The organism is Variovorax sp. GW821-FHT09A10 (assembly GCF_059418385.1).
This window is the reverse complement of the sequence record NZ_JBWKPT010000006.1, coordinates 212,391-227,258: the sequence shown is the minus strand read 5'-3', so window position 1 is coordinate 227,258 and position 14,868 is coordinate 212,391. Positions and strand designations below refer to the sequence as shown.

The window sequence follows — 14,868 nt, the reverse complement described above, 5'->3', positions numbered from 1 at the left end:
TCTGGGGTTGGCGTTGTGGATGCGGCAGTGCGCCCGCAGTCTAGGAGCCGGAGGAGGCCGCGCAGTCGCTCGGGAGACTGGATGCGGACTTTCGTCCGCTGCGGATAACCCGCAGCACCCGGTGATTGTTCAGCCGCGCAGCAGCTGCGTCGCCGTGTGGATCAGCAGCCCCACCAGCCCGCCCACCAGCGTGCCGTTGATGCGGATGAACTGCAGGTCGCGCCCGATGTGGCGCTCGAGTTCGTCGGTCATCTCGTGCGCGTTCCATTCGCCCACGCGCTCCTCGATGTAGCGGCGGATGTCCTCGCGGTAGCGCTCGATGGCCGCCGGCGCGGCGGCTTCGAGCTGCTCGTTGATCCAGGCGCGGATCGCCGCGTCGTTCTGCAGCCGCTGGCCCAGCGCGCCGGCCATGGTGGCGATGCGCTGGCGGATGGTCGAGTCGGGGCGCCCGAGGTCGTCGTGCAGCCAGCCCAGCAGCTCGCCCCACAGGCCGTGCAGGTAGTCGCCCAGCGCCGGGTGCGCGATGAGCTCGGCGCGGATCTGCTCGCCGCGCTGCTGGAACTCGGGGTCGAGCTTCAGTCGCACCACGAAGTCGTCCACGAAATGGTCGAAGCGCCGGCGCATCGGGTGCTCGGGCTCGGCCGCCAGTTCGGCCAGCGTGCGTGCGATGGCGGCCACGATCTTGCGCGTGGCGAGCTTGGCCGCCACCTGGTCCAGGCCGACATAGCGCAGCGTCTTGATCTCGCGCGCGATGGCCTCGGTGATGTGCGCCTGCACCTCGTCGCCGTCGAGCAGCTCGGCCACCTGCTGCAGCACGTCGTCGAGCAGCGCCTGGTGGCGCCCGCCGGCCGTGAGCGCATCGAGCGCCTGGCCGGTGAGGCGCGAGAGATCGATCTTGGCCAGGCCGGCCGCGGCGGCGCGGCCCATGAAGTCGCGCACCCGTTCGTCGTCGAAGGCGGCCAGGCCGTAGCGCGTGGCGGCCACGCCCCATTCGCCGAGCCGCTCGCCGCTGGCGGGCCGGGCCAGCCACTCGGCGATGCGCCCTGCCGCGTCGAACTGGCGCAGCTTGGCCAGCACCTGGGCGGTGCTCAGGAAGTTGTCGCAGATGAAGCCCGCGAGCTTGGCGCCGATGCGGTCCTTGTTGCTCGGGATGATCGCCGTGTGCGGGATCGGCAGGCCCAGCGGGTGGCGAAACAGCGCCACCACCGCGAACCAGTCGGCAATGGCGCCGACCATCGCGGCCTCGGCAAAGGCCGCCACGTAGCCCCAGGCCGGATGCTGGCCGTGCAGCGCGCTGGCCAGCGCATACAGCGCCGCCGCCGCGCACAGCAGGCCGAGCGCGACGCGTTTCATGCGTTGCAGTGCGCCGCTGCCGGGGTCTTCAGCCAATGGTGTGCGAGGTCGCGAGGCGCTCCATGAACAGCTCGCAGCGCGCGAGCTGCTCGAGACTCACGAACTCGTCGGGCTGGTGCGCTTGCTCGATGCTGCCGGGGCCGCACACCACGGTGGGGATGCCGGCGTTCTTGAACAGGCCCGCTTCTGTGCCGAAGGCCACCAGCGTGGTGCGGTCTTCGCTGGCCAGGCGCTGCGCGAGCAGCGTGACCGGATCGCCGGCCGCGCCCAGGAAGCTCGGAATCTCGCAGATCGTTTCGAACTTGAAGCCCGCGTCGGGTGCCACCTTCTTCATGGCGGGCTCGATGCTCGCGGCGTACGCCAGCACGTCGGACTGCATGCGCTTGGCGTCGGCCGTGGGCAGGTCGCGGAATTCGTAGCGGAACTCGGCGTCGCGCGGCACCACGTTGTCGGCGATGCCGCCGTGGAACTGGCCCACGCTGGCGGTGCTGAAGGGCACGTCGAAGCCGTCGTAGCGCGGCTCGCTGCGCTCGAAGTCTTCGGCCATGTCGCGCACCTTGCCGATCACGCGCGCGGCCATCTCGATGGCGTTGACCGACTTCGGCGTGAGCGACGAGTGCGCCTCCTTGCCGCGCACGCAGCACTTGTAGCGGTACACGCCCTTGTGCGCGATGGCCGGCACCATGCTGGTGGGCTCGCCCACGATGCAGGCCAGCGGCTTGATGCCGGCGTCGCGCATGTCGGCAATGAGTTCGCGCACGCCGAAGCAGCCGATCTCTTCTTCGTAGGTGAAGGCGAAGTGCACGGCGAAGGGCGCGTCGCCCTCGAGGAAGCGCTGGGCATTGGCCAGCGCGATCGCGATGTAGCTCTTCATGTCGGCCGAGCCGCGCCCGTACAGGCGCTCGTTCTGCACCACGGCCGACAGCGGATCGACGCTCCAGGCCTGGCCGTCCCAGGGCACCGTGTCGGTGTGGCCCGAGAGGATCACGCCGGCCGGCTTGCCCTCGCCCAGCGTGGCGAACAGGTTCGCCTTGGTGCGCTCGGCGTTGTAGGTGATGCGGCTCTTCACGCCCAGGGCCGCGAGGTGCGCCTGGGCGAAGTCGATCAGCTCGAGGTTGCTGTTTGCGCTCACCGTGTTCATGCGAACCAAGGTTTGCGCCATCAAGAGGCTCTGGGGAGAAAGCGTGTGCTGCATGCAACAGATTGTCCGGGAAGTTGAACGCCCGCGCAGATGGGTATCGGCGTTGTCACGCGCAGCGGGTAGCCTGCCTCCTCTTTTTTCTTTGTTTGGATGGAGAAGACAACATGCGCATGTCCCTGCAGATCACCCTGACCGCCGCGGCCGCCCTGAGCCTGGCCGCCTGCGGCACCACCGGCCCGTCGGCGGGCAAGCTGCTCACGCTGGACGGCAACCCGCCGCTGGTCATCGCCCACCGCGGCGCCTCGGGCTACCTGCCGGAACAGACGCTGGAGGCCTATGCCCGCGCCATCGAGCTGGGCGCCGACGTCATCGAGATGGACCTGGTCTCCACCAAGGACGGCGTGCTCATCGCCCGCCACGACCCCAACCTGGGCATCAGCACCGACGTGGCCAAGCACCCCCGTTTTGCCTCGCGCAAGAAGACCATCCAGGTCGACGGCGAGACCCAGACCGGCTGGTTCAGCAACGACTTCACGCTGGCCGAGATCAAGACCCTGGGCGGCATCTCGACCGACGCCGAGCGTCCGCAGGAATTCAACGGCAAGTTCAAGGTCGTGACCTTCCAGGAGATCATCGATTTCGCCAAGGCCAAGTCGAAGGAAACCGGCCGCACCATCGCGATCTACCCGGAGACCAAGAACCCGACCTACTTCCGCGACCTGGGCATGCCCATGGAAGACAAGGTCATCGCCGCCATCAACGCCGCCGGCTGGAACAGCAAGACCGCGCCCATCTACGTGCAGTCGTTCGAGCCCGGCAGCCTCAAGTACATGAAGAGCAAGGGCCTGAACACCAAGCTCATCCAGCTGATCGACGGCGACGGCATCGACATGAAGACCGGCGCCATGACCTACGCCGTGCCGGTCGACCGCCCCTACGAGTGGACCAAGGCCGGCGACAAGCGCAACTTCGACGTCATGGTCACGCCCGCCGGGCTGGCCGAGATCAAGACCTACGCCGACGGCATCGGCCCCTGGAAGCGCTACATCGTGAGCGTCAAGGGCACCGTGGGCGCCGACGGCAAGGTGGTGGACGTCAACAAGGACGGCAAGATCAACGACGCCGACGCCACCTCGATGGCCCCCACCACGCTGATCGCCGACGCCCACAAGGCGGGCCTGTTCGTGCACCCCTTCACGTTCCGTAACGAGTCGCGCCGGCTCGCGTCCGACTACAACAAGGACGGCAAGAACGAATACGCGGTCTATTACAAGCTCGGCGTCGACGGCGTGTTCACCGACTTCACCGACACCGCGCTGGCCGCGCGCGCCGAGTACCTGAAGAGCATCGGCCGCTGAGTCTGTTCGTGGAACACCGCGGAACCGGCTTTGCCGGGCCGCAGGTGTTGCCCCCGGCGAGGGGGTTGGCGAAGCGACACGAAGTGCGCGCAGTCTGGGGGCGTGCGTAATTACCCGGCACGGTCTTTGCGGCGCTGGGCGCAAAGCCTAGACTGTGTCCTATGAAACTCATCGACTCGCTCGTCACGCAGGCGGCCGGCATCGCGGCCGTCCGGCGTGACCTTCATGCCCACCCTGAACTCTGTTTCGAAGAAGTCCGCACCGCCGACGTGGTGGCAGGCAAGCTCACCGAATGGGGCATCCCCATCCACCGCGGCCTGGGCACCACCGGCGTGGTCGGCATCGTCAAGAACGGCACCAGCAACCGCGCCGTCGGCCTGCGCGCCGACATGGACGCGCTGCCCGTCACCGAGCTCAACACCTTCGCCCACGCCAGCCAGCACCACGGCAAGATGCACGCCTGCGGCCACGACGGCCACACGGCGATGCTGCTCGCGGCGGCCCAGCACCTGGCCAAGCACCGCAACTTCGACGGCACCGTCTACCTGATCTTCCAGCCGGCCGAAGAGGGCGGCGGCGGCGCGCGCGAGATGATCAAGGAAGGCCTGTTCGAGCAGTTCCTCATGGACGCCGTGTTCGGCATGCACAACTGGCCCGGCATGAAGGCCGGCCAGTTCGCCGTGAGCCCCGGCCCGGTGATGGCCTCGGGCAACAAGTTCCATGTGAACGTGGTCGGCAAGGGCGGCCATGCCGCGCTGCCGCAGACCGGCATCGACCCGGTGCCGATCGCCTGCGAGATCGTGCAGGCCTTCCAGACCATCCTCACGCGCAAGATGAAGCCGACCGATTCGGCGGTGATCTCGGTCACCACCATCCACGCCGGCGAGACCAACAACGTGATCCCCGACAACTGCGAGCTGTCGGGCACCGTGCGCACCTTCTCGCTCGAGGTGCTCGACATGATCGAGGCCAAGATGAAGCAGGTCAGCGAGCACATCTGCGCCGCGCACGACGCCACCTGCGAGTTCCGCTTCGAGCGCTACTACCCGCCGACCATCAACACCGAAGCCGAGGCCGACTTCGCGCGCCGCGTGATGGGCGGGATCGTCGGCCCCGAGAACGTGCTCAAGCAGGAGGCCGCCATGACCTCGGAAGACTTCGCCTTCATGCTGCAGGCCAAGCCCGGCGCCTACGCCTTCATCGGCAACGGCGACGGCTCGCACCGCGACGTGCACCACGGCGAAGGCCCGTGCACGCTGCACAACGCCAGCTACGACTTCAACGACGACCTCATTCCGCTGGGCGCCACCTGCTGGGTGCAGATCGCCGAGCAGTTCCTCCAGCCCGGCGGCACCGCCCCATGATCGGCATCGGCGAGGCCTTTTCGCCGCGCTACGCCCAGGCGCGCCAGAAGTTCCTGCAGGGCTGCGTCAGCGCCGGCCTCACGGTCGAGCCGCACGCGCACCCGCTCAAGGGCCGCGACGACGAGGAGCTGTCGATGGACGTGGCGCTCGACGGCGACGCCAACGCCGAGCGGCTGCTCGTCGTCACCAGCGCCTGCCACGGCGTCGAAGGCCACTGCGGCAGCGGCGTGCAGGTGTTCGCACTGCACGACGCCGAATGGCGCGAGAAGGCCAAGGCGCAGGGCGTGGCCGTGCTGTACGTGCATGCGCTGAACCCGCACGGCTTTTCGTACGGCCGCCGCGTGACGCACGAGAACGTCGACCTGAACCGCAACTTCCTCGACTTCTCGAAGCCCGTGCCGGTGAACGAGCCTTACGCCAAGCTGCATCCGCTGCTGCTGCCCGACACCTGGCCGCCGACGCCGGACAACCAGGCCGCGATCGAGAAGTGGATCGAGAAGCACGGCGCCACGGCCTACCAGGCGGCGGTGACGAGTGGCCAGTACCAATTCGACGACGGCCTCTTCTTCGGCGGCAAGGCGCCGACCTGGAGCAACAAGACCATCCGCAGCGTGCTGCGCCGCCATGCAGGCAGCGCGAAGCGCCTGGCCTGGATCGACCTGCACACGGGCCTCGGCCCCAACGGCCTGGGCGAGCGCATCTTTGCCTGCCGCGACGACAAGGTCGCCTACGCCCGCGCCAACGCCTGGTGGGGCACGCCGGCGGCGCCCGTCACCTCGATCTACGACGGCTCCTCGACCTCGGCGCTGCTGCGCGGCCTGATGTGGGACGCCGTGTACGAAGAATGCCCGCAGGCCGAGTACACCGGCATCGCGCTCGAATACGGCACGCTGCCGATGCTCGAAGTGACCGGCGCCCTGCGCGCCGACCACTGGCTGCACAAGCACCCGGACGCACCGGCCGACCTGGCCGATGGCATTCGCGCGCGCATGGTGGAGGCGTTCTACACGGACAGCGACGCCTGGCGCGGCCAGATCGTGAGCCAGGCGCGGCAGGCGATGTTCCAGGCGGTGGACGGCCTTTCGGCCTGACCGCACCCCGGAAAACTAGGTCCGCACCCGCCCGTCCGCCGTCAGCATCGACAGCTCGACAAACTTCGAAGCCACATGGCTCTTCGAAGAGAACGACACCTCGAAGCCGCCGAACTGCTGCCGCTCGATGCTTTCCAGTCCCGCGATCAGCCCGTCGCGCGTGCCCTTGCCGCCCGGCGCGCGGCGCAGGCCCTCGGTCAGCACCTTGGCGGCCAGGTAGCCTTCCATGCTCGAGAAATTGGCGCTCGCGCCGCCGCCCGCCTTGCGCACCGCCTCGGTGAACTCGCGCGCCAGTGCATTCGCCTGGTTGTAGGGCGAGGGCACCACCTGCGTGACCATCACGCCCGCCGCTTCCTTGCCCAGTTCGTCCGCCAGCGCCTGCGTGCCCACGAACGAGAGGTTGAAGAACACGCCGCCGTAACCCGCCTTGCGCATCTCGCGGATGAACGCCGCGCAGGCCTTGTAGGCACCGACCTGCACCACCGCCGCCGGCTGGCTCGCCATGATCGTCTTCACAGCGGCGGCCACGTCGGCCGAGTTGCGCTCCACCGTGGCCAGCGCCACCGGCTTGAGTTCCTGCTGGGCCAGCGCCAGCGTCACGCCGTCGAGGCCGGCCTTGCCGTAGGCGTCGTTCTGGTAGAAGACCGCGATCTTCTTCATGCCCAGGTGGGTGAGCTGTTTCACCATCAATGCCGTCTCGTCGTTGTACGAAGCGCGCAGATGGAACACGTTGCGGTGAAAAGGCTCGCGCAGCGACATCGCGCCCGTGAACGGCGCGATGAACGGCACCTTGTCCTTCACCGCCAGCGGCAGCGCGGCCAGGCTGGTCGGCGTGCCGATGTAGCCGAACAGCGCGAACACGTCCTCGCCGATCAGCTTTTGCGTGTTGGCCGCGCAGCGGTCGGGCTCGTAGCCGTCGTCCAGGTTCTTGATGACCACGTCGCGCTGGCCCGGCTGGGCGTTGTGCTGGTCCAGGAACAGCTTGGCGCCCTGGTGGAACTGGATGCCCAGCTGCGCGGCCGGCCCCGTGAACGGCGCCGACTGGCCCAGCACCAGCGGCGTGTCGCCCTGCGCCCGGACGATGCCGAAGCCGCCCAGGGTGGCGGCGGCCGCCGTGGCGATCGAAAAATGCCTGCGATTCAGATGCATCGTCATGGTGAAATCCTCCCTCTGCCCTGTGTGTTGATACTCAAATTAGACTTGTCCGATGGCCCACGCAACGGATTCCCTCCTCGACACGCCCGACGCCACCGCACCCTCCACGGTGCTGGGCGCCTGCCCGCACGATTGCCCCGACACCTGTGCGCTCGTCACCACCGTCAAGGACGGTGTGGCGGTGAAGCTGCAAGGCAACCCCGCCCACTCGCACACCGGCGGCGTGCTGTGCACCAAGGTGTCCCGGTACATCGAACGCAATGACCATGCCGAGCGGCTCGTGCAGCCCCTGAAACGCGTCGGTCCCAAGGGCAGCGGCCGCTTCGAGCCCGTCTCGTGGGAGACGGCATTGGACGATATCGCCGCGCATCTTCGGGGATTGCAGACCGAACCGGAAGCAATTCTCCCCTACAGCTATGCGGGCACCATGGGCCTGGTGCAGGGCGAATCGATGGACCGGCGCTTCTTCCACAAGCTGGGCGCTTCGCTGCTGGACCGCACCATCTGCTCGATGGCGGGCGGCGAGGCCATGGTCTACACGCTGGGCGCCAAGGTCGGCATGCGCATCGAGTTCTTCGCCGAGGCCAAGCTGATCCTCATCTGGGGCAGCAACTCCATCGCCAGCAACCTGCACTTCTGGCGCCACGCCCAGGCCGCCAAGCGCGCCGGCGCACGGCTGGTGTGCATCGACCCGCGCAAGACCGAAACCGCCGACAAGTGCGACGAGCACATCGCGCTGCTGCCCGGCACCGACGCCGCCCTGGCCTTGGCGCTCATGCACGAACTCATCGTGCACGACTGGCTCGACCACGACTACATCGCGAACCACACGCTGGGCTGGGAGCAGCTGCGCGAGCGCGCGCTGCAATGGCCGCCGTCGCGCGCGGCCGAGGTCTGCGGCATTCCCGAAGCACAGATCGTGGCGCTGGCCCAGGCCTACGGCACCACGAAGCCGGCCGCGATCCGCCTGAACTACGGCATGCAGCGCGTGCGCGGCGGCGGCAACGCGGCGCGCGCCATCGCCTGCCTGCCGGCGCTGGTGGGCGCCTGGCGCGACCGCGCGGGCGGCCTGCTGCTGAGCAGCTCGGGCCACTACCCGGTCGACCGCGCCGCGCTGCAGCGCCCCGACCTGCTGGCCGGGCGCAAGCCGCGCACCATCAACATGAGCACCATCGGCGATGCGCTGCTCGATACCGCGAAGCCCGTGAAGGCCGTCGTGGTCTACAACAGCAACCCGGTGGCGGTGGCGCCCGAGTCGGCCAAGGTGGTGGCGGGCTTCGCGCGCGAAGACCTCTTCACCGTGGTGCTGGAGCAGTTCCGCACCGACACCGCCGACTACGCCGACTACCTGCTGCCCGCCACCACGCAGCTCGAGCACTGGGACATCCACTGCAGCTACGGCCACACCGACGTGCTGCTGAACCGCCCGGCCGTGGCGCCGCGCGGCGAGGCCCGCAGCAACGCCTGGGTGTTCCGCGAACTGGCGCGCCGCCTGGGCTTCGACGAGCCCTGCTTCTCGGAGAGCGACGAGTCGCTGTGCCGCACCGCCTTCGCCGAGAAAACGATCGACTTCGAGCAGCTGCGCGCCCAAGGCTTCACCAGCCTGAAGCTGGCCGAGGCGCCGTTCGCCGAAGGCACGTTCCCCACGCCTTCGGGCCGCTGCGAGTTCTTCAGCGAGCGCCTGCAGGCCATGGGCATGGACGGCCTGCCCGACCACGTGCCCAACTGGGAGCCGGCCGGCAGCTCGACCGAGTTCCCGCTGGCCATGATCTCGCCGCCGGCGCGCAACTTCCTCAATTCGACCTTCGTCAACGTGACCAGCCTGCGCGCCATCGAGGTCGAGCCGCTGCTCGAGATCCACGCCGACGACGCCGCCGCGCGCGGCATCGAGGACGGCGCGACGGTGCGCGTGTTCAACCAGCGCGGCGAGCACCGCTGCCGCGCCGAGGTGTCGCGCCGCGCGCGCCAGGGCGTGGTGCACGGCATGGGCATCTGGTGGCGCAAGCTCGGCATGGACGGCACCAACGTCAACGAGCTGACCAGCCAGCGCCTGACCGACATCGGCCGCGGCCCGACCTTCTACGACTGCCTGGTGCAGGTCGAAAAGGCGTGATGCGGCGGCTGCGCACGCCCGCGCTGGCAGTGGCCGGCGCGCTTTTCCTGACGGGCTGCGCCGACCTCGGCTACTACTGGCAATCGGCCAACGGCCACCTCGACATCCTGCGCGCGGCCAAGCCCGTGCCCGAATGGCTGGCCGATCCGGCCGTGGGGGCGCCGCTCAAGGCCAAGCTCGAACTCGCGCAGCGCATCCGCCGTTTCGCGTCGAGCGAACTCGGCCTGCCCGACAACGCGAGCTACACCTCGTACGCCGATCTGCACCGCCCCGCCGCCGTGTGGAACGTGGTGGCCGCGCCGCCGTACTCGCTCACGCTCAAGAGCTGGTGCTTCCCGGTCGCGGGCTGCGTGGGTTACCGCGGTTACTACGACGAGGCCGCCGCGAAAACCGAAGCCGAGGCGCAGAAGACCCACGGCCTCGAAGTGGCCGTGTACCCCGTGCCGGCCTACTCCACGCTGGGCTGGATGAACTGGGCCGGCGGCGATCCGTTGCTGTCCACCTTCATCGGCTACCCCGAGGGCGAGCTGGCGCGCCTCGTGTTCCACGAGCTGGCGCACCAGGTGCTCTATGTGCCGGGCGACACGGTGTTCAACGAGTCGTACGCCACGGCCGTGGAGCGCATCGGCGGCGCGATGTGGCTGCAGCGCGAGGCCGGTGAGGCGGCGCGTGCCGAGTACGCGCAGTTCAATGCGCAGCGGCAGGACTTCCGTGCGCTGGCGCTCAACACGCGCCGCGCGCTCACGCAGGTGTACGAGTCGCCCGAAGCCAAGGCGAAAGACTGGACGAAGGTCGAAGCGCAGAAGCAGGCCGCCATGGCCGACTTCCGCGCGCGCTATGCCGCGCTGAAGGCCGCATGGACCGGCCCGCGCCAGAACGCCTACGACGGCTGGGTGGCGCGCGCCAACAACGCGGCCTTCGGTGCGCAAGGCGCGTATGACGACCTGGTGCCGGGCTTCGAGGCCCTGTTCGAACGCGAGGGCCGCGACTGGCCGCGCTTTTACACTGCGGTGCGGCGCATTGCCGCGCTGCCCACGACGGAAGAGCGCCGCAGCGCCCTGCAAGCCGCCACGGGTATCCTGCACACCCACGCGCGCCAAGGCCGCACACACGAAGACAACGGAGACCACGGTGCCTGACATCCAAATCGAACGCAACCACACGCTGGGCATTGCCGGCGCCCGCGAAGTCGCGCGCCAATGGGTGCATCAGGTCGAGCAGGACTACGGTCTCGAATGCACCTACACCGAGGGCACCGACTGCGACCGGGCCCAGTTCAGCCGCGCGGGCATCGACGGCACGGTGGAGGTCACGGCCGACACCTTCCGGCTCGAAGCGACGCTGGGTTTCCTGTTCAGCAGCTTCAGCGACCAGATCGAGCAGAAGATCTCGCGCAACCTCGATGCGCTGCTCGACGCGCCGCAGGGCGGCACCCGCTTCGCCTGAGGCGGAGGTTTTTCTTCAGGCGATGGTGTAGCCGCCATCGACCGGCAGCGCCACGCCGCTGACCATCGCCGCGCCGTCGGACAGCAGGAACAGGATCGGCGCGACCACTTCCTCGACCTGCGCGAAACGTCCCAACGGAATGCTCTTGAGCGCTGCCGCGCTTTTGGCCGGATCGGACCACGCCTGCTCGGCCATCGGCGTGAGCGTGACGGTCGGGTTCACGCTGTTCACGCGGATGCCGTGCGGCCCGAATTCGAGGCACAGCGCGCGTGTGACGGCGTCCATGGCCGCCTTCGAGGCGCTGTAGCAAAGGTGGGCGTCGAGCGCGACCAGCGAGGCCTGGCTCGACACGTTGACGATGCTGCCGCGCACGCCGGCCGCGATCATGGCCCGGCCGCAGCGCGCGGCCACGAGCGCGGCGGCGCGTGCGTTGACGGCCATCACGGCGTCGAAGCTCCCGGCCTGCAGATCGGTGGCGCGCTCGATGCGCGTGGTGCCGGCGCAGTTCACGACGAGGTCGAAGGCGGGCAAAGGGGCGAGTGCCTCTTCCAATGCGGCGACGTCGGCCACGTCCAGGGCCAAGGGCAGGCAACCGGATTCGGCCTGTAATGCTTCCAGCGCGTCGGCGTTGCGGCCCACGGCGGTGACCTGTGCGCCTGAGCCCGCGAGCTGCGCTGCGACTGTGCGGCCGATGCCGCTGCTGGCGCCGGTCACGAGGGCGCGCTTGCCTGAGAAGTCGAAAGTGGGGGTCATGTTGGTTGCTCTATCGGGTGTTGTGGGTTCAGGGCGTGTGCACAGGACACCGGGTACTCCCCTCCGCGAATGTCCCCCGCTTCGCTCCTCCTTGATTTCGCTGCGGGGAGCACCCAGTGCCCTGCGCACGAGGGCACGCTCTGCGTTTGCGGCCGATCAACGACTGCACTGAATAACGATCACGCTGGCGGGGTGCCTTGCGCAGCGAAATCAAGGAGGAGGGGCGAAGCCCCGGGGGACATTCGCGGAGCAAGGTGCCCCGTCGGCGTGATCGCGCCCCGGACAGATGCGTCATCCCAACCGATGCATCGCATCACGCAACGCCGGGTACAGCGAGGTGTAGATCTCGAAGCGCTCCCGGTAGACCGCCTGCGCCGCAGGCTCGGGCCGCGCGCGTTCCACCAGCGTGACCCAGCCGCGCTCGGCGGTGGCCGCATCGACCAGCCCGGCACCGAGCGCCGCGAGCATCGCCGCGCCGAGGGCGGCCTCGACCTCTTCCTCGATCGTGAACACGCGGTAGCCCGTGACGTCGGCCACGATCTGCATCCACAGGTCGGAATGCGCGGCGCCGCCGACCACGATCAGGCGGTCGTCCAGCGGCTGGCCGCTGCGCCGGCCGGCCTCGATGTTGTGCTGCAGTGCGAAGCTCACGCCTTCGAGCACGGCGCGGTACAGGTGGGCGCGGCTGTGGGCGAGCGAGAGGCCGAGGAAGGCGCCCTTGGCCTGCGCGTCCCAGATCGGGCTGCGCTCGCCCATCAGGTAGGGCAGGAAGACCAGGCCGTCGGCGCCGGGCGGCACGTCGACCGCGCGGCGTTCGATGAGGGCGTGCGCGTCTTCGCCGGTGCGCGCGGCCTCGGCCACTTCGGCCTGGCAGAAGGCTTCGCGGAACCAGGTGACGGCCGCGCCGGCCGTGATCGCGCCGCCGAACACGTAGCTGCGGTCCGCGCCGCGGTAGACGTGCGGCATCGTGATGAGCTGGTGGCGCGCATCCACCGTCGGGCTCACGAAGCCCCAACACATGCTGGTGCCGATCATCGCGACATGGTCGCCGCTGCCGGTGACGCCCGCGCAGAAGGTGGCCACCGCCGCATCGACGCCGCCGGCCATCAGCGGCATGCCTTCGCGCAGGCCCAGCTGCGCGGCCCACTCGGCGCTCAGGTGGCCCACCACCTCGCTCGATTCGACGAGCCGCGGAGGCATCATGCGCGCCGGGATGCCGAGCATGTCGAGCGCCTGCGCCGACCAGCGCCGCCGCGCCGCGTCGTACACGCCACCGATGTTGCCGGCCGAGCTGTGGTCGACCGCGAGCTGGCCCGTCAGCCGCCAGTTGATGTAGCTGTTGGGCGGCAGGAAGTGGTGCGTCTTCGCCCACACCTCGGGCCGGTGCTCGCGCAGCCACAGCATCTTGGTGAAGCCGTAGTAGCTGTCGACGCCGTTGCCGGTGATGGCCTGCAGCCGTGCCACGTCGACCTTTGCGTTCACTGCATCGACCTCGGCGGTGGCGCGGCGGTCCATCCAGATCAGGCAGGGGTGCAGCGGACGCATGGCCTCGTCGACCGGGATGCCCGCGCCGCCGTAGAGGCTGCTCACGCACATCGCGGCGATGTCTGCCGCGGCGATGCCGCCTTGTGCCACGCAGGCACGCACGCTCTCGCACACGGCGTCGAACCAGACCTCGCAGTCCTGCTGCGCCCACAGCGGCTTCGGCGTCTCGGGCTGGTAGGCCACGCTCGCCTGCGCGTGGACCTTGCCGTCGATGCCGACCAGCAGGCACTTGGTGCTCTGCGTGCCGATGTCGACGCCGACGACGTACTTCATGACACTGCGCGGGGCTGCGGTTTGAGCAGCACCTTGATCGAGTCGAGCGAGTTGGCCAGCGCGAAGGCGTGCTCCCACTCGGTCAGCGGAAAGTCGTGCGTCACGATGCCCTTCGAGGTGACAAGCCCACGCGCCAGCAGGTCGATGGCGACCGGGTAGCAATACGGGCCCAGGTGCGCGCCGCGCACGTCGAGTTCCTTGCGGTCGCCGATGATCGACCAGTCGGCACTGGTCTCCGAACCGAACACGCTGAACTCGACGAAGCGGCCGAGCTTGCGGATCATGTCCAGGCCCTGCGTCACGCCGATGGGTGCGCCGGTGGTCTCGATGTACACGTCGCAGCCGTAGCCTTCGGTGAGGCCCTTGACCAGCGCATCGGCGTTCTCTGTCTTCGGGTTGATGACCACGTCGGCGCCGTACTGTTTCGCGAGTGCGAGGCGCTCGGGCACGGGGTCGATCACGATCAGCTTCTTCGGTGTCTTGAGCGCCGCCACCTGCGTCATCATCAGCCCGAGCGGGCCGGCGCCGGCGATCACCACCACGTCGTCGAGCTGGAGCTCGCCGCGGTTCACCGTGTGGATCGCGCACGAGAGCGGTTCGATGATGGCCGCGTCTTCCAGCGAGATGCCGTCGGGGATCTTGTGCACGCGCGAGGTCGGCGGCAGGCGCATGTAATCGGCCATGCCGCCGTCGGCCACGATGCGCTGGAAGCCGAAGATGTTGTGGACCTCGCACATCCAATATTTGCCGCTGGTGCAGAAGCGGCACTTGCCGCAGGGCACGATCTGCTCGGCGATCACGCGGTCGCCTTTCTCCACGCCGAAGTGCTCGGCCGCGCCTTCGCCCAGCGCCTCGACGTAGCCGAAGAACTCGTGGCCGGGAATGACCGGCGCCTTGACCCACGAGGGCTGGCCGTCGCCACCCCAGAACATCTTCGCGCCCGAGTGGCACTTGCAGTCGGACGCGCAGATGCCGCAGGCCGCGATGGAAATGAGCAGTTCGTTCGGGCCGATGACGGGCATCGCGACGGTTTCGAGGCGGTAGTCCTTGGGGCCGTGGCACACGACGGCCTGCATGGCGGCGAGGCCCGATGTGCCTGGTTGCAGCTTTTGATAAGACATGGGTTCCTTGTGTTCAGAGAGGGTGTTGGGGTTGGGGCTTGGTTTTTCTCCCTCCCCCTCTGGGGGAGGGCAGGGGTGGGGGCAAGCGGCGTCACCGCTGGGCACGCTCTGCCTGCCCCCATCCCAACCTTCCCCCAGAGGGGGAAGGAGCAAGA

12 protein-coding genes are annotated in these 14,868 nt (G+C 68.8%); 6 read left to right on the top strand and 6 right to left on the bottom strand.

Features of this window, described 5'->3' with window-relative positions; genetic code table 11:
- Nucleotides 1–129: 129 nt before the first annotated feature.
- A complete protein-coding gene (locus AC07Q9_RS22735) occupies nt 130–1,353 on the bottom strand; it encodes a DUF445 domain-containing protein (RefSeq protein ID WP_095950738.1) in 1,224 nt (407 codons plus the stop codon).
- Between the two features lie 28 nt (nt 1,354–1,381).
- Entirely contained in the window at nt 1,382–2,548 is a 1,167-nt protein-coding gene (gene argE, locus AC07Q9_RS22730; protein WP_095950723.1) for an acetylornithine deacetylase, read from the bottom strand.
- A 110-nt stretch (nt 2,549–2,658) separates the two neighbouring features.
- On the opposite strand from argE, the gene AC07Q9_RS22725 reads away from it, so the two are divergent.
- The 3 genes from AC07Q9_RS22725 (at nt 2,659) to AC07Q9_RS22715 (ending at nt 6,307) form a co-directional block, all read left to right on the top strand.
- Complete coding sequence (locus tag AC07Q9_RS22725; protein ID WP_495311878.1) at nt 2,659–3,852, top strand: glycerophosphodiester phosphodiesterase; 1,194 nt, start codon at nt 2,659–2,661, stop codon at nt 3,850–3,852.
- A gap of 161 nt (nt 3,853–4,013) precedes the next feature.
- On the top strand, nt 4,014–5,216 hold the full coding sequence (locus tag AC07Q9_RS22720; RefSeq protein ID WP_495311877.1) for a M20 aminoacylase family protein: 1,203 nt from the start codon (nt 4,014–4,016) through the stop codon (nt 5,214–5,216).
- Nucleotides 5,213–6,307 (top strand): M14 family metallopeptidase, encoded by a 1,095-nt coding sequence (locus AC07Q9_RS22715; RefSeq protein ID WP_495311876.1) that lies wholly within the window; start codon nt 5,213–5,215, stop codon nt 6,305–6,307. Before AC07Q9_RS22720 ends, AC07Q9_RS22715 begins: the two co-directional genes overlap by 4 nt.
- Before the next feature lie 15 nt (nt 6,308–6,322).
- Here the strand turns inward: AC07Q9_RS22715 and AC07Q9_RS22710 are convergent, their stop codons facing one another.
- Nucleotides 6,323–7,456 carry an ABC transporter substrate-binding protein gene (locus AC07Q9_RS22710; protein WP_495311940.1) on the bottom strand — a complete coding sequence of 378 codons (1,134 nt, stop codon included), beginning with the start codon at nt 7,454–7,456 and terminating at the stop codon, nt 6,323–6,325.
- A gap of 58 nt (nt 7,457–7,514) precedes the next feature.
- Here AC07Q9_RS22710 and AC07Q9_RS22705 point away from each other — a divergent pair, with 58 nt between their 5' ends.
- From AC07Q9_RS22705 to AC07Q9_RS22695, 3 genes are read left to right on the top strand one after another with little or no spacing between them, the layout of a single operon-like run.
- The gene (locus AC07Q9_RS22705) at nt 7,515–9,575 is read left to right on the top strand and encodes a molybdopterin-containing oxidoreductase family protein (RefSeq protein WP_495311875.1); all 2,061 of its coding nucleotides are present in this window, start codon (nt 7,515–7,517) and stop codon (nt 9,573–9,575) included.
- A complete protein-coding gene (locus AC07Q9_RS22700) occupies nt 9,575–10,714 on the top strand; it encodes an aminopeptidase (protein ID WP_495311874.1) in 1,140 nt (379 codons plus the stop codon). Before AC07Q9_RS22705 ends, AC07Q9_RS22700 begins: the two co-directional genes overlap by 1 nt.
- The gene (locus AC07Q9_RS22695) at nt 10,707–11,021 is read left to right on the top strand and encodes a polyhydroxyalkanoic acid system family protein (RefSeq protein ID WP_062476134.1); all 315 of its coding nucleotides are present in this window, start codon (nt 10,707–10,709) and stop codon (nt 11,019–11,021) included. Before AC07Q9_RS22700 ends, AC07Q9_RS22695 begins: the two co-directional genes overlap by 8 nt.
- Before the next feature lie 15 nt (nt 11,022–11,036).
- Here the strand turns inward: AC07Q9_RS22695 and AC07Q9_RS22690 are convergent, their stop codons facing one another.
- The 3 genes from AC07Q9_RS22690 to AC07Q9_RS22680 all read right to left on the bottom strand — a co-directional run bounded on the left by AC07Q9_RS22690 (nt 11,037) and on the right by AC07Q9_RS22680 (nt 14,713).
- The gene (locus tag AC07Q9_RS22690) at nt 11,037–11,774 is read right to left on the bottom strand and encodes an SDR family oxidoreductase (RefSeq protein ID WP_495311873.1); all 738 of its coding nucleotides are present in this window, start codon (nt 11,772–11,774) and stop codon (nt 11,037–11,039) included.
- A gap of 291 nt (nt 11,775–12,065) precedes the next feature.
- On the bottom strand, nt 12,066–13,592 hold the full coding sequence (locus tag AC07Q9_RS22685) for an FGGY-family carbohydrate kinase (protein ID WP_495311872.1): 1,527 nt from the start codon (nt 13,590–13,592) through the stop codon (nt 12,066–12,068).
- Nucleotides 13,589–14,713 (bottom strand): alcohol dehydrogenase catalytic domain-containing protein, encoded by a 1,125-nt coding sequence (locus tag AC07Q9_RS22680; RefSeq protein ID WP_495311871.1) that lies wholly within the window; start codon nt 14,711–14,713, stop codon nt 13,589–13,591. The genes AC07Q9_RS22685 and AC07Q9_RS22680 overlap by 4 nt, the downstream gene beginning before the upstream one ends.
- Nucleotides 14,714–14,868 lie beyond the last annotated feature (155 nt).

Bases quoted from the DNA above. Each gene is read 5' to 3' on its own strand.
- AC07Q9_RS22680 (WP_495311871.1), bottom strand. From the start codon at position 14,713: ATGTCTTATCAAAAGCTGCAACCAGGCACATCGGGCCTCGCCGCCATG.
- AC07Q9_RS22715 (WP_495311876.1), top strand. From the start codon at position 5,213: ATGATCGGCATCGGCGAGGCCTTTTCGCCGCGCTACGCCCAGGCGCGC.
- AC07Q9_RS22735 (WP_095950738.1), bottom strand. From the start codon at position 1,353: ATGAAACGCGTCGCGCTCGGCCTGCTGTGCGCGGCGGCGGCGCTGTAT.
- AC07Q9_RS22685 (WP_495311872.1), bottom strand. From the start codon at position 13,592: ATGAAGTACGTCGTCGGCGTCGACATCGGCACGCAGAGCACCAAGTGC.
- AC07Q9_RS22725 (WP_495311878.1), top strand. From the start codon at position 2,659: ATGCGCATGTCCCTGCAGATCACCCTGACCGCCGCGGCCGCCCTGAGC.
- AC07Q9_RS22705 (WP_495311875.1), top strand. From the start codon at position 7,515: ATGGCCCACGCAACGGATTCCCTCCTCGACACGCCCGACGCCACCGCA.
- AC07Q9_RS22700 (WP_495311874.1), top strand. From the start codon at position 9,575: ATGCGGCGGCTGCGCACGCCCGCGCTGGCAGTGGCCGGCGCGCTTTTC.
- argE (WP_095950723.1), bottom strand. From the start codon at position 2,548: ATGCAGCACACGCTTTCTCCCCAGAGCCTCTTGATGGCGCAAACCTTG.
- AC07Q9_RS22720 (WP_495311877.1), top strand. From the start codon at position 4,014: ATGAAACTCATCGACTCGCTCGTCACGCAGGCGGCCGGCATCGCGGCC.
- AC07Q9_RS22710 (WP_495311940.1), bottom strand. From the start codon at position 7,456: ATGCATCTGAATCGCAGGCATTTTTCGATCGCCACGGCGGCCGCCGCC.
- AC07Q9_RS22690 (WP_495311873.1), bottom strand. From the start codon at position 11,774: ATGACCCCCACTTTCGACTTCTCAGGCAAGCGCGCCCTCGTGACCGGC.